This window comes from Bacillus sp. 5B6 (genome assembly GCF_000259405.1).
Taxonomy (GTDB): Bacteria; Bacillota; Bacilli; order Bacillales; family Bacillaceae; genus Bacillus; species Bacillus velezensis.
On the sequence record NZ_AJST01000001.1, the window covers coordinates 886,916 to 913,184 of the forward strand.

At 49.0% G+C, this 26,269-nt stretch carries 29 protein-coding genes, 1 pseudogene and 1 riboswitch; of the genes and pseudogenes, 13 read left to right on the forward strand and 17 right to left on the reverse strand.

Going from position 1 to position 26,269, the window contains the following annotated elements; all coding sequences use genetic code 11:
* Positions 1–59 precede the first annotated feature (59 nt).
* The 3 genes from sbcD to MY7_RS04350 are packed head-to-tail and all read left to right on the forward strand — an operon-like array spanning position 60 to position 4,930.
* Positions 60–1,232 (forward strand): exonuclease subunit SbcD, encoded by a 1,173-nt coding sequence (gene sbcD / locus MY7_RS04340; RefSeq protein WP_007610508.1) that lies wholly within the window; start codon positions 60–62, stop codon positions 1,230–1,232.
* Positions 1,229–4,621 carry an exonuclease subunit SbcC gene (gene sbcC, locus MY7_RS04345; RefSeq protein WP_007610511.1) on the forward strand — a complete coding sequence of 1,131 codons (3,393 nt, stop codon included), beginning with the start codon at positions 1,229–1,231 and terminating at the stop codon, positions 4,619–4,621. The genes sbcD and sbcC overlap by 4 nt, the downstream gene beginning before the upstream one ends.
* Before the next feature lie 15 nt (positions 4,622–4,636).
* Complete coding sequence (locus tag MY7_RS04350) at positions 4,637–4,930, forward strand: hypothetical protein (protein WP_007610512.1); 294 nt, start codon at positions 4,637–4,639, stop codon at positions 4,928–4,930.
* A 43-nt stretch (positions 4,931–4,973) separates the two neighbouring features.
* Here MY7_RS04350 and MY7_RS04355 read toward each other — a convergent pair whose 3' ends face one another.
* The 7 genes from MY7_RS04355 to MY7_RS04385 form a co-directional block, all read right to left on the reverse strand.
* Positions 4,974–5,192 carry a spore germination protein gene (locus tag MY7_RS04355; RefSeq protein ID WP_003155143.1) on the reverse strand — a complete coding sequence of 73 codons (219 nt, stop codon included), beginning with the start codon at positions 5,190–5,192 and terminating at the stop codon, positions 4,974–4,976.
* Between the two features lie 39 nt (positions 5,193–5,231).
* Positions 5,232–5,627 (reverse strand): spore germination protein GerPE, encoded by a 396-nt coding sequence (locus MY7_RS04360; RefSeq protein WP_007610514.1) that lies wholly within the window; start codon positions 5,625–5,627, stop codon positions 5,232–5,234.
* On the reverse strand, positions 5,627–5,803 hold the full coding sequence (locus MY7_RS04365) for a hypothetical protein (RefSeq protein ID WP_003155141.1): 177 nt from the start codon (positions 5,801–5,803) through the stop codon (positions 5,627–5,629). Before MY7_RS04365 ends, MY7_RS04360 begins: the two co-directional genes overlap by 1 nt.
* Positions 5,800–6,417, reverse strand: a complete 618-nt coding sequence (locus tag MY7_RS04370) for a spore germination protein GerPC (protein WP_003155139.1) — start codon at positions 6,415–6,417, stop codon at positions 5,800–5,802. Before MY7_RS04370 ends, MY7_RS04365 begins: the two co-directional genes overlap by 4 nt.
* 35 nt (positions 6,418–6,452) lie before the next feature.
* Complete coding sequence (locus tag MY7_RS04375) at positions 6,453–6,689, reverse strand: spore germination protein GerPB (protein WP_007409164.1); 237 nt, start codon at positions 6,687–6,689, stop codon at positions 6,453–6,455.
* A 12-nt stretch (positions 6,690–6,701) separates the two neighbouring features.
* Complete coding sequence (locus tag MY7_RS04380) at positions 6,702–6,923, reverse strand: spore germination protein (protein ID WP_003155135.1); 222 nt, start codon at positions 6,921–6,923, stop codon at positions 6,702–6,704.
* A gap of 189 nt (positions 6,924–7,112) precedes the next feature.
* Positions 7,113–7,328, reverse strand: a complete 216-nt coding sequence (locus tag MY7_RS04385) for an aspartyl-phosphate phosphatase Spo0E family protein (protein WP_007610516.1) — start codon at positions 7,326–7,328, stop codon at positions 7,113–7,115.
* A gap of 217 nt (positions 7,329–7,545) precedes the next feature.
* On the opposite strand from MY7_RS04385, the gene MY7_RS04390 reads away from it, so the two are divergent.
* Positions 7,546–8,451 carry a fumarylacetoacetate hydrolase family protein gene (locus tag MY7_RS04390; RefSeq protein ID WP_007409162.1) on the forward strand — a complete coding sequence of 302 codons (906 nt, stop codon included), beginning with the start codon at positions 7,546–7,548 and terminating at the stop codon, positions 8,449–8,451.
* 93 nt (positions 8,452–8,544) lie between these two features.
* Positions 8,545–8,901 carry a YisL family protein gene (locus tag MY7_RS04395; protein WP_007409161.1) on the forward strand — a complete coding sequence of 119 codons (357 nt, stop codon included), beginning with the start codon at positions 8,545–8,547 and terminating at the stop codon, positions 8,899–8,901.
* Here the strand turns inward: MY7_RS04395 and MY7_RS04400 are convergent.
* Complete coding sequence (locus tag MY7_RS04400) at positions 8,898–9,131, reverse strand: hypothetical protein (protein ID WP_139325661.1); 234 nt, start codon at positions 9,129–9,131, stop codon at positions 8,898–8,900. The genes MY7_RS04395 and MY7_RS04400 overlap by 4 nt on opposite strands.
* Before the next feature lie 35 nt (positions 9,132–9,166).
* Positions 9,167–9,709, reverse strand: a complete 543-nt coding sequence (locus MY7_RS04405) for a DUF2777 family protein (RefSeq protein ID WP_029325956.1) — start codon at positions 9,707–9,709, stop codon at positions 9,167–9,169.
* Between the two features lie 175 nt (positions 9,710–9,884).
* Between MY7_RS04405 and asnB the strand changes: the two genes are divergently transcribed.
* Complete coding sequence (gene asnB, locus MY7_RS04410) at positions 9,885–11,726, forward strand: asparagine synthase (glutamine-hydrolyzing) (protein ID WP_007610521.1); 1,842 nt, start codon at positions 9,885–9,887, stop codon at positions 11,724–11,726.
* A gap of 85 nt (positions 11,727–11,811) precedes the next feature.
* Positions 11,812–12,552, forward strand: coding sequence for a squalene/phytoene synthase family protein (locus MY7_RS04415; protein WP_029325955.1), 741 nt, complete (start codon positions 11,812–11,814; stop codon positions 12,550–12,552).
* A gap of 35 nt (positions 12,553–12,587) precedes the next feature.
* Here MY7_RS04415 and MY7_RS04420 read toward each other — a convergent pair whose 3' ends face one another.
* Complete coding sequence (locus tag MY7_RS04420; protein WP_003155121.1) at positions 12,588–13,955, reverse strand: MATE family efflux transporter; 1,368 nt, start codon at positions 13,953–13,955, stop codon at positions 12,588–12,590.
* 122 nt (positions 13,956–14,077) lie between these two features.
* Between MY7_RS04420 and MY7_RS04425 the strand changes: the two genes are divergently transcribed.
* Positions 14,078–14,941 carry an AraC family transcriptional regulator gene (locus tag MY7_RS04425; RefSeq protein ID WP_007610524.1) on the forward strand — a complete coding sequence of 288 codons (864 nt, stop codon included), beginning with the start codon at positions 14,078–14,080 and terminating at the stop codon, positions 14,939–14,941.
* 32 nt (positions 14,942–14,973) lie between these two features.
* Positions 14,974–15,283, forward strand: a pseudogene (locus MY7_RS19870) (Gfo/Idh/MocA family oxidoreductase); the annotation flags it as partial.
* A 45-nt stretch (positions 15,284–15,328) separates the two neighbouring features.
* On the opposite strand, the gene MY7_RS04440 reads toward MY7_RS19870, so the two are convergent.
* The 5 genes from MY7_RS04440 to MY7_RS04460 all read right to left on the reverse strand — a co-directional run bounded on the left by MY7_RS04440 (position 15,329) and on the right by MY7_RS04460 (position 19,951).
* The gene (locus tag MY7_RS04440; RefSeq protein ID WP_029325953.1) at positions 15,329–15,823 is read right to left on the reverse strand and encodes a DinB family protein; all 495 of its coding nucleotides are present in this window, start codon (positions 15,821–15,823) and stop codon (positions 15,329–15,331) included.
* 154 nt (positions 15,824–15,977) lie between these two features.
* On the reverse strand, positions 15,978–16,604 hold the full coding sequence (locus MY7_RS04445; RefSeq protein ID WP_007610529.1) for a pentapeptide repeat-containing protein: 627 nt from the start codon (positions 16,602–16,604) through the stop codon (positions 15,978–15,980).
* Between the two features lie 179 nt (positions 16,605–16,783).
* Complete coding sequence (locus MY7_RS04450) at positions 16,784–17,224, reverse strand: GNAT family N-acetyltransferase (RefSeq protein ID WP_007409151.1); 441 nt, start codon at positions 17,222–17,224, stop codon at positions 16,784–16,786.
* Between the two features lie 82 nt (positions 17,225–17,306).
* Positions 17,307–19,148: a bifunctional homocysteine S-methyltransferase/methylenetetrahydrofolate reductase gene (locus MY7_RS04455; protein ID WP_007610532.1), complete on the reverse strand. Its 1,842-nt coding sequence runs from the start codon at positions 19,146–19,148 to the stop codon at positions 17,307–17,309.
* An 89-nt stretch (positions 19,149–19,237) separates the two neighbouring features.
* Positions 19,238–19,359, reverse strand: a riboswitch (SAM riboswitch).
* A 100-nt stretch (positions 19,360–19,459) separates the two neighbouring features.
* Entirely contained in the window at positions 19,460–19,951 is a 492-nt protein-coding gene (locus tag MY7_RS04460) for a YajQ family cyclic di-GMP-binding protein (protein ID WP_003155112.1), read from the reverse strand.
* 99 nt (positions 19,952–20,050) lie between these two features.
* Between MY7_RS04460 and MY7_RS04465 the strand changes: the two genes are divergently transcribed.
* The 4 genes from MY7_RS04465 to MY7_RS04480 all read left to right on the forward strand — a co-directional run bounded on the left by MY7_RS04465 (position 20,051) and on the right by MY7_RS04480 (position 25,125).
* Entirely contained in the window at positions 20,051–20,947 is an 897-nt protein-coding gene (locus tag MY7_RS04465) for a CvfB family protein (protein ID WP_170936341.1), read from the forward strand.
* A gap of 171 nt (positions 20,948–21,118) precedes the next feature.
* Positions 21,119–22,096, forward strand: a complete 978-nt coding sequence (locus MY7_RS04470; RefSeq protein ID WP_007610540.1) for a BMP family lipoprotein — start codon at positions 21,119–21,121, stop codon at positions 22,094–22,096.
* Positions 22,093–23,742, forward strand: a complete 1,650-nt coding sequence (locus MY7_RS04475) for a methyl-accepting chemotaxis protein (RefSeq protein ID WP_007610541.1) — start codon at positions 22,093–22,095, stop codon at positions 23,740–23,742. The genes MY7_RS04470 and MY7_RS04475 overlap by 4 nt, the downstream gene beginning before the upstream one ends.
* Before the next feature lie 132 nt (positions 23,743–23,874).
* Complete coding sequence (locus tag MY7_RS04480) at positions 23,875–25,125, forward strand: cytochrome P450 (RefSeq protein ID WP_007610542.1); 1,251 nt, start codon at positions 23,875–23,877, stop codon at positions 25,123–25,125.
* A 49-nt stretch (positions 25,126–25,174) separates the two neighbouring features.
* Here the strand turns inward: MY7_RS04480 and MY7_RS19500 are convergent, their stop codons facing one another.
* Together MY7_RS19500 and MY7_RS04485 are read right to left on the reverse strand one after the other, a co-directional pair.
* Complete coding sequence (locus MY7_RS19500; protein WP_003155105.1) at positions 25,175–25,297, reverse strand: hypothetical protein; 123 nt, start codon at positions 25,295–25,297, stop codon at positions 25,175–25,177.
* A 48-nt stretch (positions 25,298–25,345) separates the two neighbouring features.
* Positions 25,346–26,197 carry a DegV family protein gene (locus tag MY7_RS04485; protein WP_029325952.1) on the reverse strand — a complete coding sequence of 284 codons (852 nt, stop codon included), beginning with the start codon at positions 26,195–26,197 and terminating at the stop codon, positions 25,346–25,348.
* Between the last annotated feature and the right edge of the window lie 72 nt (positions 26,198–26,269).

The window sequence follows — 26,269 nt, forward strand, 5'->3', positions numbered from 1 at the left end:
TCCGAAGCTCCTTTTTGGAGCGGATCTTTTTTTCTATCAAAAAGTGAGGTGAATGCGGTATGCGCATTTTACATACAGCTGACTGGCACCTCGGCAAAACGCTGGAAGGCAGAAGCCGGCTGAGCGAGCAGGCCGAGGTATTGGAAGAGCTGAATACCATTGTCAAGGAAGAAAATATTGATGCGGTCATTATGGCGGGGGATGTATTTGATACGGTCAATCCGCCTGCGCTCGCTGAACAATTGTATTACGAAAGTCTTTCCGCGCTTTCTGACGGCGGAAAGCGCCCGGTTGTCGTCATTGCCGGAAACCATGACAATCCCGACAGGCTGGCGGCGGCTTCTCCGTTAACAAATGAGCGCGGCATTCATTTAATCGGCTATCCGCGGACAGAACCCGTGCATATTGAGGTGCCGTCGGCGGACGAGCTGTTAGCCGTAGCCGCGCTGGCATATCCGTCAGAGGCGAGATTAAACGAAGTGCTTTCTGATACGTTTGAGGAAAAGCTTCTTCGCGATCATTACGATGTCAAAATCAGAGAGGCGTTTGCTCACATGTGCGGACTGTGCCGGGACGATGCCGTGAAAATCGCGGCGAGCCACATTTATGTCGCGGGGGGAAATCAGACCGATTCAGAGCGTCCGATTGAAGTCGGGGGAGCTTACACGGTCGCCGCTGACAGCCTGCCGGCTGATGCGGCTTACGTGGCTCTCGGCCATCTTCACCGTCCGCAAACGATCAAGCGCGCCAAGACGGCTGCCCGTTATTCAGGCTCTCCGCTCGCATACAGCTTTTCAGAAGCCGGTTATGCCAAATCGGTGACGGTGGTAGAAGCGAAGCCCGGCGGAGAAGCGAAGTGGGAAGAGATTTTCCTGTCTTCCGGTAAACCGCTCGTCAAATGGAAAGCGCAGGGGCTGAGCGAAGTTCACAGCTGGCTCGATGAAGGGCGTGACCGGAATGCCTGGATCGATCTTGATATCCATCTGACGGATCAGCTTTCTCTCGAGGAAATTCATCGGCTGAGAAAGGCGCATCCCGGCTTTATCCATATCAGGCCGGTTTTTGAAGAAAAAGAGACCGAAAATGACCGGATTGAAGTGAAACACACATCAATTGAGGATCGATTTAAGAAGTTTTATGAAAAACAAACGGGCGGCGGCGTGCCGGATGAGGAGATGGTCAAGCTGTTTTTAGAGCTTGCGTCAGCAGATGATGAGGAGGATGCGACATGAAGCCGATTCTGTTAACGATAAAAGGGCTCCACAGCTTCAGGGAGGAACAGACCATTGATTTTGCCGGACTGTCAGGAGCCGGGGTGTTCGGGATTTTCGGGCCGACCGGAAGCGGAAAATCGTCGATCCTTGATGCCATGACACTCGCTTTATACGGAAAAGTGGAGCGCGCCGCAAATAATACGCACGGCATCCTGAATCATGCCGAAGATCAGCTCGCCGTCTCATTTACATTCGCGCTTCAATCCGGCCACCGGGTTTCCTACAAGGTCGAGCGCGTTTTTAAGAGAACGGATGAAACGAAAGTAAAAACCGCCCTCTGCCGCCTGATTGAAATCAAAGACGAACAAACGGTGCTGGCCGATAAAGCGAATGAAGTGAACAAAAAGGTGGAAGAGCTTCTTGGCCTGACCATTGACGACTTTACAAGAGCCGTCGTGCTGCCGCAAGGAAAGTTTGCCGAGTTTCTGTCGCTTAAAGGCGCGGAAAGAAGACATATGCTCCAGCGCCTGTTTAATCTGGAACAGTACGGGGACAGGCTTGTCAAAAAATTGCGGCGGCGGGCGCAGGAAGCGGCAGCGAAAAAAAATGAAATGCTGGCCGAACAATCCGGCCTCGGAGACGCAGGAGAAGATGCGCTGAAGCAGGCTGAACAGCAGTTCCACGAAGCGAACGAACGGCTTGAAGCAGCTGAGAAGAAACGGGTCCGGGCAAAAGAACGCTTTGAGAATCACCAGGAAATTTGGAACCTGCAGACAGAAAGAGATGAATATGAGCGCCGGGAGAAAAAGCTTGAGGAAAGACGCCCGTACATCACGGATTTGACTGAGCGTCTTAAAGAGGCGGAAACAGCTCTCGCCCTTGAGCCGTACGCAGACCGCTGCACAGAAGCCGTCCGCCGGAAGCAGCGCGCCGAACAGGAACACGAACTGGCCAAACGGAAATCAGAGGCGGAAACCGTTTCATTTACCCGGCAAAATGAAGCCTATGAAGCATGGCGGGCCCATAAGGCCGAACAGGAGCCGAAGCTTGTCAAGGAAGAAGAGCTGTATCAAAGACTTTCAGCCATTGAACAAAAACTGCTTGAAGCGAAAAAAGAAGCGGAAAAAACAAATGCGGAACACAGCAAAAAAGAGGAAGAATACGAAGCCGCCTCGAAACAGCTGGCCGCAGTGAAAGACCGCCTGACCCGCGGCCAAAACAGGCAGAATGAGCTGAAAGAAGAGCTGAAAGCAGTTCAAGTGACCGCCGATGAACGGAAAAAATGCCAGACCGCAGCACAGCTGGCGGCGGGCTTTCAGCAGACACAGGAACAAATCACGAAAGAACGGGCCAATCTGACAACGCAGCTGAAAAACATGGAGAAGCTGAACGGAGAAAGCGAGTCGCTCACAGAGAAGGCGAAAACGGAAGAGGAAGACATTACGCGAGCTTATCAAACGCTTCAAACCGTTTACCATATGGTCTGTGAAACGGAACGTTCACTGAAAGCCGCAGCCGAACGGGCTGAAAAAACGCAAGCCGATCTCCGCAGGCGCTCAGAGGAAGCGAGAACGGCTGCATTAACAAAAGAATTATCGGAAAAACTGATCGAAGGAAAGCCTTGTCCTGTATGCGGCTCGACGCAGCATGACCGCCCGCGTTCCGCTCATGAAACATTCTCGCCTGATACGGCTGTGCAGGAACATTTGCAGCAGGTGGAAGCGCTGCTTTCTGAGGCGGCGGCTCTTTCTCAGGAAGTGCTGACAGCCAAGGTTGCATTAGAAGAACAGTCGGGGCGTTTTACCGAAGAATGTCCGTTTCTGCAAAGCGCCCGGGTTCCGGAGCTGGAAGCCGCTTCCTCCATCAGCGGACGCCCGCTTGATGAAGCGTTCAGCGCCGTCCGCTTGGAGTGGAAACAAATGAAACAGGATATGCTGTCGGTAAAAGAGAAGGTCACAAGACTGATCAGCGCGCATCAGCAGACGGTGAAACAAGCTGAGCAGCTTGCCGAACGAATCCGCTACGAGGAAAAAGAAGCCGACCGTCTCAGACATTCATTAGAAGAGCTTGAATCGCTGTCAGAAAGCCGATTGAATCAGTACAACGAAGTCTGCGGTGATATTCCGTCAAACCGGATTGACGCCTGGCAGGCTTCGATAGATGAGAAGGACAGGCAGGCAGAAGAATGTGAGAAGCGCATTGAAACAAGCATCGCATTCCTCAAGGAACATGAAGAGGAGAAAGAACGCCTGCAGGAGATGAAGCATCGGCTTGAACGGGAACGGCTCGAGCTTCACTATGCGTCTGAGCGCCTGCAGCAGGTGATTGACGGATATGAACAAGAGCTCGGAACAGCAGCTGAAGAAACATCAATTTCCGCAAAGCTTGAAGCGGTGCGGCAGGAATTACAGCTGTTAAAATCGAAAGAACAGTCCTTATTCGACGCGCTGAAGCAGGCGCAGCAATCACTGAATGACGCAAAAGGCCGGGAATCCGGGAGTCTCATGTCACTCAGGGATGCCGAGACTTCCCTTGAGAAAGCGCAAAACGACTGGCGCGTGAGGTCAAAAGACACCGGGTTTACCGACCCGGACCAAGTCAAAAAAAGTCTGCTTCCGCAAGGGCGTGCAGAGGAAATGAAAAAAGAAATTGATGAGTTCCTGGACACCTCAAAACAGCTATCGGCAAATATCAGCCGTGTTACTGATAAATTAGCCGAGCGCCGGATATCGGAGGAAGAATGGACAGCATCCGTTTCTCTGCTGAAGCAGGCAGAGGCTGAGTCAGGGGCCGCCATGGAGGAAAAAGGAGCACAGGCAAAAGCCTTCGCGGTTATGCAAAAACAGCATAAGCGCTTTAAAGAGATTGAAGCCGAACTGAAAAGCTGGCAGACACAGATTGACAGGCTTGATAAGCTCCAGTCTGTATGTAAAGGCAATACATTCGTCGAGTTTTTAGCGGAAGAACAGCTGGAAAGCGTGGCTCGGGACGCCTCTGCCCGTCTCGGAGCGCTGACAAGGCAGCGGTATGCCATATTAGTCGATTCAGAAGGCGGTTTCGTCATGCGTGATGACGCGAACGGAGGCGTCAAACGGCCCGTATCAAGCCTTTCCGGCGGGGAGACGTTTCTGACATCGCTGTCGCTTGCGCTTGCCTTGTCCGCCCAGATTCAGCTGCGGGGGCAATACCCGCTGCAATTCTTTTTCTTAGATGAAGGATTCGGAACTCTTGACCAAGGGCTCTTAGACACCGTTGTCACAGCGCTCGAAAAGCTGCAATCGGACAACTTATCCGTCGGAGTGATCAGCCATGTGCAGGAGCTGAGAGCGCGTCTGCCGAAAAAATTAATCGTTCATCCGTCCGAACCGGGCGGGAAAGGCACCCGGGTCACATTGGAGATCATGTAGAAAGGAGAAGGAATTATGGCCGATTCTGCCGAGGGCACATGTGAATTATGCGGCCGCCATCATGTGCGGCTGACGGAGCACCACTTAACGCCTAAGGAAGAAGGCGGGACATTCCTTCCGACCGCAATGCTCTGCATCCCTTGTCATAAACAGGTTCACGCGCTCTATACGAATCAGGAGCTTGCGGCAAGGCTCGCGGGAATAGAAGAGCTGCGGCGTGACCCGAAACTCGCGCGGTTTGTGAAATGGATCAGAAAACAGCCGCCGGAAAAGCTTGTAAAAACAAAAAAAGCAAATGAACGAACATAACGCTGAACCAAAAGCAGCCCTCTTCTGAAAGAGCGGCTGCTTTTTAGGCGTTTCCTACCACATTTTGATCGCTGACATCGGGGTCTATATAGTTTGTCGCATTGACAACGTTGTTTAATAACAGGAAATCTCCGGTATTGCCTGCTCCCGAACCGAGCGCAGATTTAGAAGAGCTTTTTGGAGAAAGGTAAAAGGAATCACCAAAGTTTACGACTCCGCCCGATATGGAATTGATAGCTATAGGTCCGGTAATTGCTGGCATAAACGACACCCTTTATAGAAGTCTCACCGTCATTATATGTCAGGGCTGCTGTGATTGTGAGCTTGGTGTGACAATCTGCCTAATATGTTTCAGCCGCGAATCTCCCAGAACGATCGACGTCGATCCGATTTGAACCACGGACGCTGACGATACCCCTTGAACTTTCACATTCCTTACCCGAATTGAAGGGTTTTCATGGCAGAATGCGCTTTGGACTCCCGTTTCCGGTAACGGCATGACGGCCGGCTGCCGAAAGATCTGGTATTCTTTTTTGTTAAATGAGCCTTCATCGTCTCTGTATAAGGCAATAGTACGCTGATCGGCCAATACTTTGATCCGCATATTGATTTCATTCGTATCGCCTGCTTGAAAGACACTCGCAATCCCGACTGAATTGATTTTGGCGTTCCGGAGGCGTGAAATGCGCTTTAACATTATTCCGGCGCCAGCGGCACATAAGGCCCGATAATAAGAGATTCCGGAGGCGTGTCAAAGATGGAAGACAGATAGACGGAATCGGTGTCGCCGATTAATAATAAGGAAGAACTGGACACACCGGTAGACCGGATGTCGCCGACTTCAATATTCCGGTTAATCACTGTAAAAATCATGACGGATCATCACCTTTCATTTCACCAGGTATGTGCTTAATAAAGTGCTCAACGGCCCTGACAATATCACGCTTCACATGTTCGGCAATCTGCTCGGCATATTGCGCGGGCGCCGTATTTTCTTCTTTCGGGACATGGGATAGATAATACTGAATCCGGCTGTCCATCTGCTTTCTGATATCTTCAATAATATGATATTTGTTCGTTTCGTCCAGCCTGCTCTCATACTGAGTTTCGAGCTGTTCTAAAAGCGCGGGGATTTCTTCATTCAGGTACATATCGACGTTTTGGCGGATTTGCTGCATTTGCTGGCCCGCCTGTTCCTGCTGCATCATTCCGACCTGCGGAGATGTCTGGCCGACTTCGAAGTTTTGCACGGCATTCGGATCAGTCGGATTCAATCCGATATTCAGCGTTCCTTCCAGCCGTTCAATTTTCAGCTGATCAAATTTATACTCGAGCCGATCGATTCTTGTAGAAGGCTGCTGCTTCAGCGTTGAAATTTCATTTTGGAATTCTTTCAGCTGCCGTTCGAGCTCCTGAATCTGCTGCGCCTGCTGCTGGACGAAAGAATTTAAATTCTGCAGGTAGGATGAAACGGATTGATCATACATGACATTCACCTCGCGTCTCGTTTCCTTCATTAAAACTACCGGCTTGGCGGCTGGAGCGGTACAAATGATGAGGTGCCGGGACCTCCCCCTGTTGTTACAGTCTGCTGCCCCGCGGTGACAGGCGGCGCTGGCTCAACATAACTCCCTGTATTGTACAGATTGGAAAGAGATTTAATTGAACCGGCGCTTCCGATTTGCAGTATGGAGGAATTGCTGACAGATTCTACACGCATGTAATTGATATGGATCGACTGATTGACGTAAAAATTCATACGGCGCCTCCTTTATGCGTTTCCTGCCATCGGCTGATCGATTACATCATTATCGTACACATTCGTTGAATTCCTGTAATTCGTCAGTGTGAGATTGTCTCCGGTATTGAAGCTGCCCGCTCCGGCAAATGTCTTAACCTCTGCTTTTGGAGAAATGGTGATGCAGTCGCCTATATGAACGACTCCGCTCGTACCGACGGCATTAATTTTAAACGCTCCGACAATTGCGGGCATACGAGCACATCCTTTTCGTGAAGATTTTCATGACTGCACTCCAGGAGCTTATCTGGGCTGCCTGCCTAAAATAGCTTATGACAAATGCACATTTTTGTGAGCGGAAAAAACTTTAGACGTAAAAACACCGGCGCTTTACGCATGCCGGGTCTTATACATAAATGATACAGATTTATATACATATCACGTTTATGAGAAAACCTCTTTTTTTCCTGCGGTGCGGCCGTGCTCAATCTGGGCGGACGGGTTCAGCCCGCTGTCTTTCGTTTGTTGGATGAGCCCGCCCCGGCACCCGTTTAAAAGGCTGTCCAGCTCCTGGCTGCACCTGATGGTCTCCGTCGCATTGATTCCGAATTTTTGCGCTGTCTCGAATAAAGTTAATCTTTTTTCTTCAATTTTGTTCATCGTGTGATCTCCAATTCTCGATTATTTTGGAAAACATAGGATGATAATAGTATAACCCATTTTGTGCAAGAAGGTTTTATTTCGTCAATATGACTAAAAAAGTGACAATTTTTGATACTCTTTTACACTTATTTTCAGCCTGTTTAAAAGAGGAATTTCCCGCCCGGAGGAAGAATACATAAAGGAATGCCAGATTTAAAAATGATGGGGGATTAACATGAAATTTGCGACAGGGGAACTGAACAGCCGAACATTTGTCGGTCTGATCATTGATGATGACAAAATCTTAGATCTGCAAAAGGCTGAAAAAAAATTGTTTGAACTTGAGACGATTCCGGGTTCGCTGATCGAGTGCATTCAAAAAGGAGATAAGTTTGTCGCGCATGCCGGACAGCTTGCGGAATGGGCGAAAAAACCGAATGACGAGTCGGGTTCATTTATGTATGCGCTGTCTGACGTAAAGCTTTGTGCGCCTATTCCGAGACCTTCAAAGAACGTGATCTGCATCGGGAAAAATTATCGTGATCATGCCGTTGAAATGGGGAGTGAGGCGGATATACCGGAGCATCCCATGGTTTTTACGAAAGCCCCGGCTGCCGTTACAGGACACGGAGAAACAGTGAACAGCCACTTGGACGTAACGGAGCAGCTTGATTATGAAGGGGAGCTTGCGGTAATCATATCAAAAAGCGGATCGCACATCTCCAAAGAACATGCGCTTGATCATATATTCGGCTATACAATTGTAAATGATATAACAGCGCGCGATCTGCAGAAAAAACATAAACAGTTTTTTATCGGCAAAAGCCTCGATACGACATGCCCGATGGGCCCGGTCATTGTACATAAGTCGGCCGTCAGTGATCCGCAAAGCCTGAAAGTTGAAACGCGGGTGAACGGAGAACTGCGCCAATCAGGATCAACGGGTGACATGATTTTTCCGATAGCTGAATTAATCGAAACTCTGTCAAAAGGAATGACGCTTGAAGCCGGTGACATTATAGCGACGGGGACGCCGTCCGGTGTCGGAAAAGGGTTTAAGCCGCCGAAATTTTTAAAGCCGGGGGACCGCATTGACATTACAATTGAACCGATCGGCACGCTGTCGAACCAAATCGGATAATTGTGTGTCTTTCGCACGATTGATAATGCTCCGAGCGGCTTGTTGTGGTACCATAAGTGAGGCAGATTGATCTGATAGGGGGAATTGAACATAATGACACATTGGCATATTACTTCATGGGTCGTTGCGCTTATCCTGGTGTTTGTCAGCTACGGGCTGTACGGTTCCGGAAAAGCGAAGGGCGCAAAAATTACGCATATGATTCTGCGCTTATTCTACATTATTATTATTCTGACCGGAGCTGAGCTTTTCGTCCGTTTTGCGAATTGGAACGGTGAGTACGCCGGAAAAATGCTGCTCGGCATCATTACCATCGGACTGATGGAAATGCTCGTCATCCGCAAGAAAAAAGGCAAATCAACCGGCGGACTGTGGATCGGTTTTATTATCGTGCTCGTCCTGACGGTGCTGCTCGGCCTTCACTTGCCGATCGGCTTTCACGTATTTTAATCAATCGCTTGAAAAACCCGGATGCATCCGGGTTTTTTTAGTTGCGCATACATTTTGCGCAACTGTGCCCCTGAATGGGAAATGCCGTGACAGGGGGATGTTGATGAGGCGAAGGAGATTTGCAGGATGCCAAAAGCGTCAATCACTCTTGTTACCGCAAAAGCTACGGCTGTGAAGGGTAAAAGCAAACGCCGGCCGTCAATCAGCGTGAAAAACAAAGCTAAATACATCAGGCGGCACCTATTTAAATGGTGCGGCCTGTTTGTTACGCGGTTCCGTCTTGTCTTGCCGCTGAATACATAATGGAGCGCCGCCCGTCAGATGCCGTCCATTCAAATCTGTCGTGTTTACCCGAGCTGCCGCGGTGATGCTGCAGGGCGCATTGTGCGTCATCCGCCGAGAAGTGATAAAACGAAACGCCTTCACCGGAAAACAGCGCCTGATTGTAGGAAAATACGCAATCATATACAGACAGGCCGAACCCGTGAAGATGGCTGAGAAACAGCAGAAACGTTTCATCGTCCAACGAATCGAGCAAGGTTAACAGCGGCCGTTTGACCGCCTTTTCATAACGGATTTCTTCCCCGCCGAGCAGGGGGATGGTGTCTGCGCCGATTTCGGCCGCACCGCCGCAAATCCGTGCCGGCTGCCATCTGCCGCCGCGTTTCATCAATACGTCTGCGTTTCCTAGACTGTCTGCAAGCAGGATATCGCCTTCATCGTTTTCGACGAGGCAGATGCCGTCCTCTATCATCAGGGTGCCGCGCCCCCATTTGTTTTTTTGTGAGAAAAGCTGTTTTCGTTTCATAACCGTGCCGGTCTCCTTTGTTTGTTTCTTCTCTTCCGTTCTTTCCAAATCGGGCTTGTCTCATACAACTCTTAGTGGGACAAATCAACTATCTGCGTTTCTTTGCATAAACTGGGTAAAGTGCTGATAGAAACGAATTTGATACCGACAGAAACGGGATTGGAGCTGATATCACATGTGTGGAATTGCGGGTTGGGTCGATTTTCAAAAGCAGCTCGTCCAAGAGAAACATATTATGAACAATATGATAGACACTCTTTCAAAACGAGGGCCTGATGATTCAAACGTCTGGGGAGAGCCCCATGTTTTATTCGGACATAAAAGACTTTCGGTCGTTGACATTGAAGGCGGCCGCCAGCCGATGGCCTGCACGCATCAAGAGGAAACGTACACCATCATTTATAATGGCGAGCTGTATAACACGGAGGAATTGCGGAAGGAGCTTCAGGCGAGGGGCCACCGTTTTGAGAGGACCTCTGATACAGAAGTGCTGCTGCACAGCTATATTGAGTGGCGGGAGGAGTGCGTTGACCGCTTGAATGGTATTTTCGCTTTTGCCATCTGGGATGAAAAGCGCAAGCGGCTGTTCGGGGCAAGAGACCGGCTCGGCGTCAAACCGTTTTTTTATAAAGAACACGGCTCTTCCTTTCTGTTCGGGTCGGAATTGAAAGCCATCCTTGCTCATCCTGATGTGAAAGCCCGCACAGACAGCGGCGGACTTGCGGAAGTATTCGGACTGGGGCCGTCCAGAACTCCGGGCTGCGGGGTGTTTAAAGGAATTCACGAGGTGCGTCCCGCTCATGCGTTCACTTTCTCAAAGGACGGTTTGTCCATATGGCGTTATTGGAATGTAAAGAGCGAAAAGCATACAGACAGCCTCGATGAAACCGCGGCTCACATTCGGTACTTATTTCAGGATGCAGTGACACGCCAGCTCGTATCTGACGTGCCGGTTTGCACGTTTTTATCAGGGGGGCTTGATTCGAGCGCGATAACCGCGATAGCCGCCGCTCATTTTGAGAAACAAGGCAGAGATCCCCTTCATACTTATTCAATTGATTATGAGGAGAACAGCAAATTTTTTAAAGCGAGCGCCTTTCAGCCGAATGATGACGGCCCGTGGATCGATAAAATGACAAATGCCTTCGGCACACAGCATCATAAGTGCGTGATTACGCAGGATCAGCTGGTTGAACATCTGGAGGAATCCGTTCACGTCAGAGACCTGCCGGGCATGGCTGATGTTGATTCCTCGCTATTATGGTTCTGCCGGGAAATTAAAAAAGATTTTGTCGTGAGCCTTTCCGGAGAATGTGCGGACGAAATTTTCGGCGGATATCCGTGGTTTCACACCGCGGCAGAAGAAGACGGATTTCCTTGGATGAGGTCGACTGAGGAGAGAATCATGCTCTTGGATGAAAAATGGCAAAAACGGCTGAATCTTAGAGAATACGTGAATGCGAGATATGAAGAAACCATTGCGGAAACGCCGCTGTTAGACGGTGAGACAGGAACAGATAAAGCGAGACGGCAGCTGTTCTACTTAAATATGCTTTGGTTTATGACAAATCTGCTCGACCGCAAAGACCGCATGAGCATGGGCGCAAGTCTTGAAGTACGGGTGCCGTTCGCCGACCACAGACTTGTGGAATACGTTTGGAATATTCCTTGGGAAATGAAAATGCATGGCAGCCGGGAAAAAGGCATCTTGCGGAAAGCGCTTGAAGGACTGCTTCCTGAAGATATTTTGTACCGCAAAAAAAGCCCTTATCCGAAAACGCATCACCCGAAATACACCCAGGGGGTCACAGAATGGCTGAAAACGATTTTACAACAGAAAGATTCCGTGCTTCACACCCTGCTTGACAGAAAGAAGCTGGAAATGCTGCTGGAGACAGAAGGTTCATCTTTTCAGGTTCCGTGGTTCGGCCAGCTGATGAAAGGCCCGCAGCTGATCGCCCATCTTGCCCAGATCCATACATGGTTTGAGGCGTACCGTATCGATATAGAAGAATAACAGTGCCGCGACCGGTTTCCGCTGAAGGATATCGGTCTTTTTATTGTGAAACATGTGGTACACTAAAAAACAGAGGAGTGATACCATGACCGAATACGAAACATGCGCCCAGCTTGCCGAGGCGCACTTTCCTTTATATAAACGGACTTTCTCATCCCTGCCGCCAAAAAACAGGCGGGCCGCATGGGCGGTGCTTGCTTTGTTTCACGAAGCTGATCGGCTTGATGTGCAGGAACTTGGAGGATTTGAACAGGCGTCACAAGACTTTCTGAACGGGACACGCGCCGACGGCTTTTTGTGGGAGGCGCTCACCGATGTGCGGCAGCAATTTGCGCTTGAAGAAGAGCCGTTACGTGAGTTTATCGCCGGCCAAATCTCTGACAGAGAAAAAGTAACTTATCAAGAGTTTGATGACCTGCTGATGTATGCGGGCCAAACAGGCGGAGCCCTCGGCCTGCTGCTGCTGCCGGTTTGTGCGCGCCGGAACCAAGAGAAACTCCGCCATGCAGCCGTTTCATTAGGAGCAGCCATTCAGCTGACCCGGGTGCTTCTGGGGGTCCATACGGACGAGCGGGCGAAAAAGCGTCTCCCGCGCCAGGTGATGGAGCAATTCGGCTATACGGAAGAAGAGCTGGAGAGCCATACCGTCAACAAAGCTTTTATGAATGTATGGGAGTACATCGCATTCGAGGCCGAGGCGTATTTCGAGGAGGCGTCTGAAGAGCTGGAGCTGTTTCCGTTATACTCAAGGCCCGCCGTTACCGGTTTGCTGGCACATTACCGGTCAGAGCTCGGTGACATGAGACAACGGCTTTCACAAGCATAAAAAAACGCCCGGCTTCATAACGAAGCTTCGGGCGTTTATGCAATCCCTTTTTGAATCCAAATCCGTGACCGCCATCTTCTGTACATAAGAATGCCTCTGACCCATTCATCCGCGATAAATGAAATCCAGATGCCCATAAGCCCTAATCCGAAATGGATGCCGAACAGATAAGCGAGAGGCAGTCCGATACCCCACATGGAAATCATCGCCATGTAGACGGGGAATTTTGCATCTCCGGCAGCCCGCAGTGAGTTGATGATAATGACATTAAATGAACGGCCGGGCTCAAGAATGATCGTCATGGCGATCAGCATGCTCGCCGTCGCAATAATGTCAGGGCTGCTTGTGAAAATTCCGATCAGCTGCTTTGAAAACAAGGTCATGATCACGGATGTCAAAGCGGCAATGCCAAGCGCCCAGTACAGACTTTTCATGCAGCGGTCATAAGCGTCGTCAAACCGTTTGGCGCCGATATATCTGCCGATTAAAATCTGTGTGCCCTGGCTGATCGCCGTTCCGAACAGCAGGATAAACATGGTGATGTTTTGTGTATAAACCTTTGTTGTAAGCGCCTGAGCGCCCATAATGGCGATAAAATAAGTGACAACCATTTGTGAAATGTTGTAAGACAGCTGTTCGCCGGCAGACGGAATCCCGATTTTCAGGAGTTTCCGCAAGTGCTCTTTATGGACGTGAAAAATCTTTTGCCATGTCAGACCGAGTCCGATGCGTTTTTTGACGATCACAATCATCGCGATCAGCCCGATGATCCGCGCGAAGGACGTTGACATCGCAACACCGGCGACGCCTAACACCGGAAGGCCGAGCGGCCCGAAAATGACAAGAAAGTTTCCGGCAATATTTAAAATATTCATCCCGATCGTAACGAACATCGTATCCTTCGTATGACCGTAGCTTTTTAAAATGGCGCTGAACGTCATAATCAAAGCCTGAATGAAGGACAGCCCGCCGACCACCTGCAAAAAGACTTTGGCATCCGGCATCAATTCATTGGAAAGACCCATCACATGAAGCAGCGGAACGGCCGCAAAAAATATGGCGGCGCTGATGGCGAGACTGATGACAAAGTTCGCTCCTATTGATACATAAGCCACTTCCTGCGCCTCTTTTTTCTGTTTAGATCCTAAAAACTGTGAAATCACAATTGTCGTACCCGTTGCGATAAAGCTGAACATCACGATAATTAAATTTAAAATCTGATTGCTGACACCCACGGCCGCCACACTGTTGTCAGAGTATTGGCTAAGCATAAGAGTGTCGGCGTTTCCCATAAACATATATAATGAAACCTCAATAAATATCGGCCAAGTCAGCGCGTATAATGAGAGTTTGTGATCAGAGGATTGTTTGAACGCAGCCCGTTTTAAAATCGCTTGTTTCATTTCTTTTAACCCCTTTCCTGAAAAAATCAACGTTTAAAAGTGTACCTCCATTTTCTTATAATAAAAAGGGAGAGAAACGAAACTTCTTGCAAAAATCCGACTTAAAAAGGAGGGCCGAAAATATGTCCTTTCTCGAGTTCACAGTTCCTCCGTTCCCGGTCTTTATCGCTGCGGGAGAAGGAGTGTTCAAAAAAGGCGAAACCCATGTGAGACGGGTCTTCCCGGTGTTTGATCTGCTGTATGTGAGAGAAGGCGTCCTCTACATTACAGAAGACGAAAACGCCTTTTCCGTTGAAGCCGGAGAATATATTCTGCTTTCTCCCGGCCTTGAACATTACGGGACAAAAGGCAGTGAAGAAACGACATCCTATTCGTGGCTTCATTTTGAAGGAGCGGATTATGAGGTGACGGAAACAACCGGGAACAACTGGTCAGAGCTGAGGCGAAAAAAAGGGAGCTTTGAAGAGCCGTCCCGCTACAGCCTGTCCCTGCCGCAAAAAGGGAAGGTGAGACGTCCGCAGTTTATGGCCGGGCAATTCAGTGTGCTGACCGATGACAGCGCAGAGAACTCCGATCTGCCGCTCAGAAAGCAGATTCTGTTTGAAGAGCTGCTGCTCCATCTTCAGAAGGAAGCGTTCCAAATCCCGTCCGCAAAGGAAAGAGTCGCATGGGAGGCCGCCCGGTACCTGCAGGAGCACTATCAGGAGAAAACAACCATTAAAGCGCTCTCTTCGGCTCTTCATTACAACCAAGACTACGTGACCCGCTGCATGCAGCAGGTGCTCGGCGTCACGCCCGGCCAGTATACGAACAAAGTCAGAATGACGGAGGCGAAACGTCTTTTGTCCGCAACCAATGACAAAATGGGGACAATCGCGGATGCCATCGGTATGGAAGACCCGACCTATTTTTCCAAACTGTTTAAACAGATTGAAGGCATTTCGCCGCTTGAATACCGCAAATTCGTAAGCCGGAAAACGGACTGACCTAATACCAGAGAACAAAAAGTAGGAGGCAGTTTATCCGCGCCGAAGTGATCGGGACGACGCGGAGCATTTTAGTCTGTACGCTGCGGAAAAGCCATGTCACCGTTTTAACGGAGTCAGGCAGCAGCTGCGAAATTATTCCGGATTTTCAAGCACGTTTTAAAGACGCTTACCGTCTGGAGCTTGAGCACTTTGCCGAATGTGTGAAAAAGGGGAAACGCCGATTGTGACAGACATCGATGCCACGATTAACTTAGAAATCAGGATCGCCGCGACGGAATCTTTTAAAACCGGAAGGCCTGTAAAGCTCACCCCGGGGCCTCCGGCTATGCCGGATTATGATAGATTCGAAGTAAAAAAGCAAAGGCCCGGGAGGCCTTTGCTTTTTTATGATTCGTATGAGAAAAAAATGTAGTCAGTCGGCACGCCTTTATAGCCCATTTGGTGAAGCATCGCGGTGATATTGCCGCGATGGTATGTGCCGTGATTCACAACATGCCGGATCACATCGGCATATGTCGTCTGGAGCGTTCCCATGCGCGGATGAGAAATGGAGATCGGACCTTCCATGTTCTCCAATTCTCTTAAAAATTCGCTGTATTCTTTGTCCAGTTCAGTCATTCTATGTTCAATCGCCTCAAAATCTCCGTCAAGCTTTTCAAATTGATCAAACTGCGAGACGATTTGTTCGAAAGTTTCTCCGTAAAGCACGTGAAGCCAAATGTAATCAGCCCGGTATATATGCACAAGCACGGCGTTCACAGTCGGAAAAACACTATCCAGTTTCTGCTGTAAGCTTGCCGCGGGCAGGGTCTTCAAATGCTGAATAACTTGCTCATTTGCCCATCTGTGGTAGTGATACAGCTTTAAAATGTCTGACATTCCAATTCCCCCTCTTCCTTCCGGTACATTCAACATGACCTGGCCGAATTCCTTTTACCGGAACAAAAGCGCCGCAAAATAAAAAGCAGCACCCCGCATCACCAATGCCGAGCATTTATTCAGGATGCCGACCGCCGTTTCATTTAATAAAAGATCACGTCACAATGGCTCCGAGCGCTTCTGCGAATGTCACGGCATGAGACGGAGAGATGCGGCATCCTTTCAGCTTCTCAAGTGAGACGTGCAGGTGATCAAATGTGCACGTGCTGATATCCATATTAAAAAGAGACGTGCCGATAAAATTTGAGCCGTTCAAATCACAGGCGTCAAGATCTGTGTATTCAAGAACGGCATCATTCCACTCACTTTCTGAAAGGCCGCACGAGTCAAACCGGACATGCTTCATATTGGAATAGCTGAAGGAGCTGTAATGTGCGAGGCAGTCTTTAAACCGTACATGACGCATGGCGGAATCCGCCAGATTCAAGCCGAGAAGTTTTGAATGCTGAAACGCCGTTCTATGGATGATGCTTCCGCTGAAATCAGCGTTCGAGACATCACATTTGTCAAACAGGACATCCGTACATTCCATATGTCTGAAAGAGACATCCGTAAAAACGGTGTTTCTGAAAATGACTTTTTCGGCGCGCAGGCCGTCCAGTTTGCCGCTTATCACGGCGTTTTCTATGACGACTTCTTTGATGAGGTCGTCCTGAAGCGCTTCTGTGAAAGAAAGCACCGGCAATTCTTTCGGGATTTTCGGTTTTTGGATCGTATTCATCTCATACTCCCTTTTCTAAACATAATAGCTGAAATCGGCAATTGACAGATATCGTTTTCTGCCTGCCATTCTTGTTGTTGCGTAAAAGCGGGAAGGCGTCAATAGTGTCGCATATAAAAGCAGACGTGACATTCAAGGTAATGCCCTTAGAGACATGTCCCCAAAGGCTTTTGTCTGTTTCAGGCGAGTTCTTTATACATGATCACATGCGGGCCGATGCCGGGTATGTCAAAGGGGCTGCCAGTGCTTTTCCATCCGAGCTTCTCGTAATATCCCTTTACGTGACATCTGGCGTTGCACCAGACAAGCGCTGCCCCCATATCTGCCAGTTTCCGTTCTGCATAGGCGATTAACGTGCTTCCCGCTTTTTGCGTCCGGTATTCCTCAAGCGTCGCCATGCCGCGCAGCTGGTAGGCGGGCGCTGCCTGTAAAGCCTGCTGGTTCTGCGGGTAGAAAGAAGCGATGCTGATCAATGTCCCGTCGTAAAAACCTCCGAGATGAAAGGCTCCTTTGACGCTGTCCTGATCATATTTACAATCCTCAATCGTCTGATGGGGGCGCAGCACGCTGTGTCTGATCGCGTATGTGTCTTCTGCGGTGATGGGTTTTACTTCAACCATGAAAAAATCCTCCTTTGCTTGATTCTTTTTCTGTATCGTACCATGAAAAAGCCGCCTGTCATATCAGGCGGCCTCTTTCGCGTCAATGCAAATATACATCAGCCCGCTTTTCATCCTTTTGCTTAATATAAGCTGCAAGCTCTGACGTCAAATCAGAACGGAGAAACGGGGTGATTAAATAAATTCCGTTAAACAGTTCGCACGCCGTGTCGAGAAGCGATTTGGCGATGGCGAGGCCTTCGGCTTTCTGCTTTCGCTTGTCTTCGCCGGCGAGCGCCATTTTTTCGCGGATGCTGTCTGACAGCTTAATGCCCGGGATTTCATGATGAATGAACTCTGCGTTGCGGCTGCTCGTTAACGGCATGATTCCGATATACACCGGTGTTTTGAGATGCTTCGTTTCATGATGAATGTCAATGAGCTGCTGCTCCGAGTAGACAGGCTGGGATACGAAGTAGTCAGCTCCGCACTCGATTTTTTTCTCCAGCCGTTTTACTGCTTTATCAAGATGGCGGACATTCGGATTAAATGCTCCGGCTACGGAAAAGTTCGTTTTCTTGCCGAGCGGTTTCCCTGATAAAGAAATGCCCTCGTTGAATTGTTTAATCAGCCTGATCAAGTCAAAGGACGTTAAATCATAGACGGAAGTAGCCCCCGGAAAGTCGCCGATTTTTGAAGGATCGCCCGTGATGGCTAAAATGTCGGTGAGCCCGAGCGTATCCAGCCCCATTAAATGTGACTGAAGGCCGATGATGTTGCGGTCTCTGCATGTAATGTGAACGAGAGAACGGATATCAAGGCGCTCTTTCAGCAATGAACCGCAGGCGGCATTGCTGATCCGCGGTGTCGCCAATGAATTGTCGGCGAGCGTCAGCGCTTCTATGCCGGTTTCTTTTAATTCAGCCGCTGCTTGCAGAAATTTTTCAAAATTCAATTTTTTTGGCGGATCAAGCTCCACGATAATTGACCGTTTTTTAGCGGCGATTTCGTTTAAACCCGGCTCGGTCCGTTCGCTGCTGACTGAGATGACTTCTTCTTCCCGTCTGATTTTCACTTCTTTCTCAGTGACGGGGGAAAGGCCGCGAACCGCTTCAGCCATGGCTCTGATATGGTTTGGCGTCGTACCGCAGCAGCCGCCGATAATGCGCGCGCCCTGAGTGCGGAACTGTACGGCGCTCTCCCGGAAATAGGCATCGTCCGTATCATAAACAAGCCGGCCTTCTTCTAAAGACGGAAGGCTGCTGTTCGGATAGACCGATAAATAAGCGTCACGGAAAATCGGCACTTCGGTGAGCGCTTCAATCATGTGGTACGGGCCGAGCCGGCAATTGATTCCCGTTATGTCAGCGCCGAGATCGGCAATGGACCTGAGGGCTTCCCGAAGCGGCGTTCCGTCCTGCAGCACGCCCTGTTCGTGCATGGATACGTTCAGCATAATCGGAAGTTCCGTTTCTTTTCTCGCTATCTTCAGCACTTCGCGAGCCTCTTCTAAATCATAGTATGTTTCCAGAAGCAGACCGTCCGGCTCTTCATGCAGCAATAAATAAAGCTGCTCCCGAAAGCTGCGTTTAATCTCCTCCAGGCTGTAGGCGTTTTTGTTAAAGGTGCGGATGCCGCCCATCGTTCCCAATACATAAGCGCCGTCTGAGGAAGCGCGCGCGATTCTGACCGCCTCCTGATTGATTTTTTTCGTTTCATCCTCAAGTCCGTATCTTGAGAGCTTAATAAAATTCGCGCCGTACGTATTTGTCTGGATGATGTCTGCCCCGGCTTCCACGTAAGCCTTATGTATCCGCTTGATTTCTTCGGGCTTTGATACGTTCAGTTCCTCAAAACATCTGTCAATGCCGTAGGAATAGAGGAGAGTGCCCATCGCGCCGTCTCCGATTAAAATCCGTTCTTCTAAGTCTTGTAATAGTCCCATTGTTTGCCTCCTTCGTCACATTCAGCAAGGAAAAAAGAGAAATAAAAAAAGTCTTCTTAAGAAGAAGACTTTGTAATCATTTGTCTCTCTTCTTATCTTCCAAGCTGTTTTTAGCTTGCTGGATTTAGCACCTTGGTCATGGTTTGGATAAACCACTACACCGGTTGCTGAAGCGTCGTCGGGCCAGTCCCTCGGCTTCTCTTGATAAGAACGTTCATGTAATTGTCATGGGTTTCCAAAACTTAACTGTGAAAATCCCTTTCTCCAAATTTACCGAAAATAGAGACAATAATCAATAGGAATCACATAATTTATCTAAAATTAATAAATTGAACGTCAATCGGCAGGTCTGCTCCGCGGACAGCTGCAATAATCTGCTGCAGATCATCTTTATTTTTTCCGGTGACGCGTACTTGGTCGTCCTGAATCTGCGACTTGACCTTCAAGCCGGAGTTTTTAATCACCGCGTTGATTTTTTTGGCGCTGTCTTTATCAATGCCCTGTACAAGCTTCGCGCGCTGGCGCACCGTGCCTCCTGAGGCATTTTCGATTTTGCCGTATTCAATGTTTTTCGTCGGCACGTCCCGTTTGATCAGCTTGCCGCTCAGCACATCTTTGAGCTGATTCAGTTTAAACTCGTCATCAGAAATCAGGACAAGTTCTTCCTTTTCTAAAGTTACATCGCTTTTCGATCCTTTAAAGTCATAGCGCGTGCCGATTTCTTTCAGCGTCATCTGAATCGCATTCTGCACTTCGGGAAATTCAACTTTCGATACAATATCAAAAGAACTTTCTTTTGCCATGAGAAAACCTCCTATAACATTTCACTTATGAGTTGATTATAGTAGAATAAAGAGAAATGTCCAACAGCATAAGGCATGAATTTATGCATATTGGAAAAAATGAGAAAAACATCAGCCTCATACGGGCGAATCAGGAAGGACGATAACATGAGACCAGGGCAGCAGCTCACGCTTAGTATAGATCACCAAACCGATTTCGGTTATTTTTTAACCGACGGCGAGGATACGGTTCTTTTACATAACAGTGAAATCACAGAGGATATCGAAGACAGAGATGAAGTGGACGTATTTATTTACGTCGATCATCAGGAAAGACTCGCGGCGACGATGAAAAAGCCGCTCATCAGCTTTTATGACTACGGATGGGTGGAAGTGACGGACGCTGTGGAAGATATGGGCGTATTCGTCGACGTCGGTCTGTCAAAAGACGCGCTCGTCGCAACGGAGCACCTGCCTCCGTACAAATCCGTCTGGCCGCAAAAAGGAGACAGACTGTATTGCATGCTGAAGGTGACAAGCCGCGGGCGCATGTTTGCCAAGCCGGCGCCTGAAGATATCATCAGTGAATTATTTACGGATGCAGAGGAAGACGTCATGAATAAAGACCTGACGGGCACGGTGTACAGACTGATCGCATCAGGCTCTTTTCTGATTACCGATGAAGGCATCCGCGCGTTTATTCACCCTTCAGAAAGAAAAGAAGAGCCGAGACTCGGCAGCCGCGTGACAGGGCGTGTCATCGAGGTGAAGGAAGACGGCTCGGTCAACATGTCTCTGCTGCCGAGAAAGCAGGATGCGCTTTCGGTTGACGCGGAAGAAATTCTGACCTATCTGAGATCAAGAAACGGCGCGATGCCATACGGAGACAAAAGTCATCCTGACGATATCCGCGAACGGTTTCATTTAAGCAAAGCCGCCTTTAAGCGGGCGCTCGGGCATCTGATGAAAAACGGCAAGGTCTATCAGGAAGACGGCTGGACATACGAAAAACAATAAATTTTCTGCAAAAACATCGGTGAACCAAAACCGATGTTTTTTATTTTCACAAAAGCTCCTATGGCCCTCATTTGTTTATCACCCTGCCGAACATACATATTTTATTGAAATAAAATATTCTGACATCCGAACCGATATATAACTATAGAAAAAAACAAAAGGAGAGTTTCAATGAGAAAAATGGCGATATTTGCGGCTGTACTGCTGCTTGCGCTCAGCACGGCGGGATGTGCCGGCAAATCTGAGGAACCGGCGGCCGAAAAAACGAAAACAATCGGTATCATGCTGACAGACAACGGCCTCGGCGACCAATCATTTAATGATTCAGGCTTTCAAGGTTTGATGAAAGCGAGAGACGAGCTCGGCATCACATTTGACTATCGGGAAATAAAAGATACCGGTACATACGAAAAAGGACTGACCCAGCTTGTCCGGGAAGGCAATGATCTTGTTGTGGGGCTTGGTTACAGCATGCAGGCGGATTTAGAAAAGGTCGCTAAAAAATATCCGAAGCAGCGGTTTGTGCTGATTGATTCCGTATCAGACCTGGATAATGTCACCTCCGTCACGTTTAAAGAGGATGAAGGAAGCTGCTTAGCCGGAGCGCTGGCGGCCATGACGAGCAAAACCGGCACGATCGGATTTATCGGCGGTTCAGATGCCGACGTCATTAAACGGTTTAAGAAAGGCTACCTGAAAGGCGCGGAATCAGTCAAACCGAAAATCCGCGTGCTGTCGGACATCAGCGGTACGTTTGATGATGATAAGCTCGGGAAGCGCATCGCCCAAAACATGATCCGAAAAAAAGCCGATGTCCTGTTTACGGCGGCCGGCTTCACGGGTGTCGGCGCTCTGAAAGAAGCGGAGGCGCAAAAAGTATACGCCATCGGTGTTGACAGCGATCAATATTACACCGCCGAGCACGCCGTTATCTCTTCTTTAGTGAAAAACGTCGACCATGTCATCTATGAATTGGCGAAAGATTTAAAAGACAACAAGGAGATCAAAAGCGGAGAGATCGTTTACGGACTGAAGGAAAACGGCATGGACTTAGCCAAGATCAGAGTTGTCAAAAATGCAGGCGGGCTGACGAAAAAGATCACGGATATGAAAAACAGCCTGATTGAAAAAGGAGGCGATCTGAAGTGACATTACGGACAAGGCTGCTCGTTAACGCAGCCGTTACGATGATTTGCTTCGCCGCCGTCATCGGCTTTACCATTGTAAACATGATGAAGATTCAGGCTTCAAATGAAGATGAAGTGGACGCGCTGTTAAACGTCCAGGAAGCAAAAGCTGACCTTAATACGTTAAAAGAAAGCATCACCGGCTATTCCTATACGCTCGCAGACGCCCAGAAAGAAGATGTGCGAAGCTATATGAAAAGCAGCTCAGACAAACTGGCGGCGCTCAAAAAAACGATGACGGACGATGCGGACAAAGCCGCTTATGACAAACTCGCCAAAAAATACGAAACATGGCAGGCGGAGGCGGACGCTGCTCTTGATTCGAAAAGCCCGGCTGAAGCGACAAGGACGGCGGCCCGCATCAACGGTCTTCTGAATGATATTTATATGCTGAATCTGAAAACCCGGGATCACTATGAAGACATGCAGAAGCAGACGGCTGACCAGATTCAGTTTATCGTTTACAGCGCAGCCGTTCTGACCATCGTGATACTTACTGTTACCGTCATATCTTCCATCAGGCTGACGAAGAGAATTGCAGGGCCGATCCGCCGTATGGCTGAAAATGCCCGTCGTATTGCAGGAGGGAACCTTGCTGTTGAAATGTTTGATTATAAAGGGAAGGACGAACTGAAAGAGCTGAATGACTCATTCGGAATGATGGCTGAACAGCTCCGCACCTTAATTCAGGCGATCGGAGAGGTCAGCCGTGAAGTCGAGACTTTCGCGGAAGGTTTGACGAAGGAAAACCAGACGCTGAAGGACATGACCGAGCAGGTGTCCGTGTCGACGGAAGAAATGGCGCAAGGCTCCCAAACCATTTCAGAAGATCTGCAGCATGCGGTGCAATTCATTGAACAAATGGATGAACATTCAAAGGCGAACGCCGAACGTTCAAAACAAACGACGAGAAGCAGTGAAGAGACGATTGCGGCGGTGGCTGCGGGGCGCGGTGCTTTAGCTGAGACCAAGCAAGCTATTGATAAAAGCAATGAGACATCAAAAGAGATTTCCGAAGCCGCCGGTCTCTTCATAGAGCATGCGGCAGGCATCAGTATGATGGCGCAGACCGTTTCTGACATTGCGGGCCAGACCAATCTGCTGTCATTAAACGCCGCAATCGAGGCGGCCAGAGCAGGCGAGGCCGGAAAAGGATTTGCCGTCGTTGCCGAGGAGATACGGAAGCTCGCAGACGGATCAGCCAAAGCGACCGCGCAGATTTTCGATATGGTAAAGCAAATTGAAGGCGGCATCACGTCTATTACCGGAGCTGTCACGACCGGCGTCGCTTTAGCGGACAGACAGCAGGAGCTGATGGAGAAAACGTCAGAATCATTCGTCCATATTGAACAAAAAGCCGCCCATATTAAAGCGGAGCTTACTCAATTGGACGGACGGATCATCGAATCGAAACAGCTTGGTGAGCAAGTGCTGCATCATGCCGAAAGCATCAGCGCCGTCGTTCAGGAAACGGCTGCAGGAAGCGAAGAGATTTCTGCCTCCGCGCTTGAGCAGCTGTCTTCTTTTCATAAAATGGCGGAAAGCGTCAATAATCTGGTGAGCCTGACAGAGCGGTTAAACGATCAGGTCCGCCGGTTTACTTTGTAACGGGCTTTTGCCCCGCCCCTGATTTTTGCAGCCTGACATGAGTAACTTCTGAATGAAACACAAATACTGAATATACATGTGTTTATATTTATTCTTTTTCGTGAAAGGTGAAAAAAGAAGGGAGGAATCGGGATGGATGAACAAATTCCGCGGGAAAAGGGTCTTGATAATAGTCTGGCTTTATTACGCGATGGTTATGTATTTGTGAAAAACCGAGCGGAGAATTATCGCTCAGATGTGTTTCGCGCCCGTTTATTAGGGAAGACATTCATTTGTATGAGCGGAGCGGAAGCCGCAAAGCTTTTTTATGACACAGAACGATTTCAGCGGCAGCAGGCCCTCCCCAAACGGGTGCAGAAAACGTTATTCGGAACAGGGGCAATCCAGGCAATGGACGGTAAACGGCATAAGCACAGGAAGCTTCTATTTATGTCGCTGATGACGCCGCCCCGGCAAAAACGGCTTGCGGCAGCGGTGGCAAAACAGTGGAAAGCATCTGCGGAAATGTGGGAGGGTTCAAACCGAATTGTCCTTTTTGATGAAGCGAAGAAAGTGCTGTGCCGGGCTGCCTGTGAGTGGGCCGGCGTCCCGCTGAAAGACTCAGAAGTGAAAGAGCGGGCGGAGGATTTCACCGATATGGTAGATGCATTCGGCGCTGTCGGACCGCGTCATTGGAAAGGCAGAAGGGCGAGGCTGAAAACGGAGAAATGGATAGAGGAGGTCATTGAGGATGTGCGGTCCGGCAAGCTGCAAACGCCGGAGGGCTCAGCCTTGTATGAAATGGCTTTTCATACAGAACTTGACGGGAACAGACTTGATTCTCACATGGCTGCTGTTGAGCTTATTAATGTTCTGCGCCCGATTGCCGCCATTTCTTACTTCATTACGTTTTCAGCTCTTGCATTGCATGATTACCCTGAATATCGGGGCAAACTGAGATCGAGAGATGATCAGGAGGCCGAAAGATTTGCACATGAAGTTCGGCGGTATTACCCGTTTGCCCCGTTTTTAGGAGCCGTTGTGAAAAAAGATTTCGTATGGAAGAACTGTGAGTTTAAAAAGGGTGCATCCGTCATGCTTGACCTATATGGGACAAACCATGATTCCCGACTTTGGGATAATCCGAATGAATTTCGCCCGGAACGTTTTCAGGGGCGGGAGGAAAATAAATTTGATTTCATTCCCCAGGGCGGAGGTGATCCGGCTAACGGCCACCGCTGTCCGGGTGAGGGAATGACCGTGGAAGTCATGAAAACTTCCCTTGCGTTTCTTGCCAATGAAATAGAGTACGATGTTCCGTCCCAAGATTTGAGCTTCAGCCTGTCCAGAATGCCGGCATTGCCTGAAAGCGGATTCGTGATAAGTGATGTTAGACGCATATAGAACAAAAAACAGCCCTCTATCTTCATACACAAGAGGGCTGTTTTGCCTTTTACAGATGGTCCGGTTTTTTGGAATTCTGGTTTTTTCCCGCCTGCCGGTTTTTTTCGGCAAGCCGGTTCTTTTTCTGATTTACGGCGTTATTGTCCAACGGTTTTTTGTCATCATCTTTCATGCGGCAAAGCCTCCCTTCTGTCCGTTAGGATGCCCGCCCGCATTGAAATTATGGCTTCAGGAAAAAAATCGCGAGCGTGCCCGGCCCGGAGTGCGCGCCGATCGCAGAGCCAATTGAATGAAGAATAATCTCTTTCGGATGGAACGCTTCTTCAATCATTTCCTTCATTCGAAGCGCCGTCTCCTCGTTATCTGCATAGCTGATCCCCACGGTTTGATCCGCCCAATCGCCGCCTTCTTCCTTCATCATTTCTATAATCCGTTTAAACAGTTTCTTTTGTCCGCGCAATTTTTCGAGCGGCACGAGCCTGCCGTCATCCACATGCAGAATCGGTTTGATGTTCAAAAGCCCCCCGACAAAAGCGGACGTTTTTGAAATTCTGCCGCCCCGCGCGAGATAAGCGACATCATCGACCGTAAATATATGTTTCATCCGTGCGCAAAAGCTCTTTACAGACGTTTCGATTTCTTGTATTGTATTCCCGTTAACACAGAGTGTTTGCGCGTGCATCACCGCGAGGCCGCAGCCCAATGAAGCGCATTTGGAATCTACAATCCGTAAATCAAAATCGGGAAATTCCTCTTTTACTTCATTGGCGATCATTACGGCCGTCTGATAGGTGCCGGAAAGACCTGAGGAAAAGGCGATGTATATCGCCGGTTCTCCCAGTTCCGCGTATTGTAAAAATACTTTTTTTATCGTATCCGGTGATGCCTGGGATGTTTTCGGAACTTTCCCGTCCCGCATCGCTTGAAATATATGATCCGCCTGAATGGTGACCGTGTCCTCATATTCGTTTCCGTCAAGTGTTACGTGCAGCGGAATGAACCCGATCCGGTTTTCTTCAATATAAGATTTCGGCAGGTCAGAGGCGCTGTCAGCAATAAGGTGAACTGTCATCATAATTCCCTTCTTTCCGATTGGTGAGAGTGATGCCAACTATATCATATAAATGTGGCAAAATAGTGTTCA

Bases quoted from the DNA above. Each gene is read 5' to 3' on its own strand.
- sbcD (WP_007610508.1), top strand. From the start codon at position 60: ATGCGCATTTTACATACAGCTGACTGGCACCTCGGCAAAACGCTGGAA.
- sbcC (WP_007610511.1), top strand. From the start codon at position 1,229: ATGAAGCCGATTCTGTTAACGATAAAAGGGCTCCACAGCTTCAGGGAG.
- MY7_RS04350 (WP_007610512.1), top strand. From the start codon at position 4,637: ATGGCCGATTCTGCCGAGGGCACATGTGAATTATGCGGCCGCCATCAT.
- MY7_RS04355 (WP_003155143.1), bottom strand. From the start codon at position 5,192: ATGCCAGCAATTACCGGACCTATAGCTATCAATTCCATATCGGGCGGA.
- MY7_RS04360 (WP_007610514.1), bottom strand. From the start codon at position 5,627: ATGTTAAAGCGCATTTCACGCCTCCGGAACGCCAAAATCAATTCAGTC.
- MY7_RS04365 (WP_003155141.1), bottom strand. From the start codon at position 5,803: ATGATTTTTACAGTGATTAACCGGAATATTGAAGTCGGCGACATCCGG.
- MY7_RS04370 (WP_003155139.1), bottom strand. From the start codon at position 6,417: ATGTATGATCAATCCGTTTCATCCTACCTGCAGAATTTAAATTCTTTC.
- MY7_RS04375 (WP_007409164.1), bottom strand. From the start codon at position 6,689: ATGAATTTTTACGTCAATCAGTCGATCCATATCAATTACATGCGTGTA.
- MY7_RS04380 (WP_003155135.1), bottom strand. From the start codon at position 6,923: ATGCCCGCAATTGTCGGAGCGTTTAAAATTAATGCCGTCGGTACGAGC.
- MY7_RS04385 (WP_007610516.1), bottom strand. From the start codon at position 7,328: ATGAACAAAATTGAAGAAAAAAGATTAACTTTATTCGAGACAGCGCAA.
- MY7_RS04390 (WP_007409162.1), top strand. From the start codon at position 7,546: ATGAAATTTGCGACAGGGGAACTGAACAGCCGAACATTTGTCGGTCTG.
- MY7_RS04395 (WP_007409161.1), top strand. From the start codon at position 8,545: ATGACACATTGGCATATTACTTCATGGGTCGTTGCGCTTATCCTGGTG.
- MY7_RS04400 (WP_139325661.1), bottom strand. From the start codon at position 9,131: ATGTATTTAGCTTTGTTTTTCACGCTGATTGACGGCCGGCGTTTGCTT.
- MY7_RS04405 (WP_029325956.1), bottom strand. From the start codon at position 9,709: ATGAAACGAAAACAGCTTTTCTCACAAAAAAACAAATGGGGGCGCGGC.
- asnB (WP_007610521.1), top strand. From the start codon at position 9,885: ATGTGTGGAATTGCGGGTTGGGTCGATTTTCAAAAGCAGCTCGTCCAA.
- MY7_RS04415 (WP_029325955.1), top strand. From the start codon at position 11,812: ATGACCGAATACGAAACATGCGCCCAGCTTGCCGAGGCGCACTTTCCT.
- MY7_RS04420 (WP_003155121.1), bottom strand. From the start codon at position 13,955: ATGAAACAAGCGATTTTAAAACGGGCTGCGTTCAAACAATCCTCTGAT.
- MY7_RS04425 (WP_007610524.1), top strand. From the start codon at position 14,078: ATGTCCTTTCTCGAGTTCACAGTTCCTCCGTTCCCGGTCTTTATCGCT.
- MY7_RS04440 (WP_029325953.1), bottom strand. From the start codon at position 15,823: ATGTCAGACATTTTAAAGCTGTATCACTACCACAGATGGGCAAATGAG.
- MY7_RS04445 (WP_007610529.1), bottom strand. From the start codon at position 16,604: ATGAATACGATCCAAAAACCGAAAATCCCGAAAGAATTGCCGGTGCTT.
- MY7_RS04450 (WP_007409151.1), bottom strand. From the start codon at position 17,224: ATGGTTGAAGTAAAACCCATCACCGCAGAAGACACATACGCGATCAGA.
- MY7_RS04455 (WP_007610532.1), bottom strand. From the start codon at position 19,148: ATGGGACTATTACAAGACTTAGAAGAACGGATTTTAATCGGAGACGGC.
- MY7_RS04460 (WP_003155112.1), bottom strand. From the start codon at position 19,951: ATGGCAAAAGAAAGTTCTTTTGATATTGTATCGAAAGTTGAATTTCCC.
- MY7_RS04465 (WP_170936341.1), top strand. From the start codon at position 20,051: ATGAGAAAAACATCAGCCTCATACGGGCGAATCAGGAAGGACGATAAC.
- MY7_RS04470 (WP_007610540.1), top strand. From the start codon at position 21,119: ATGAGAAAAATGGCGATATTTGCGGCTGTACTGCTGCTTGCGCTCAGC.
- MY7_RS04480 (WP_007610542.1), top strand. From the start codon at position 23,875: ATGGATGAACAAATTCCGCGGGAAAAGGGTCTTGATAATAGTCTGGCT.
- MY7_RS19500 (WP_003155105.1), bottom strand. From the start codon at position 25,297: ATGAAAGATGATGACAAAAAACCGTTGGACAATAACGCCGTAAATCAG.
- MY7_RS04485 (WP_029325952.1), bottom strand. From the start codon at position 26,197: ATGACAGTTCACCTTATTGCTGACAGCGCCTCTGACCTGCCGAAATCT.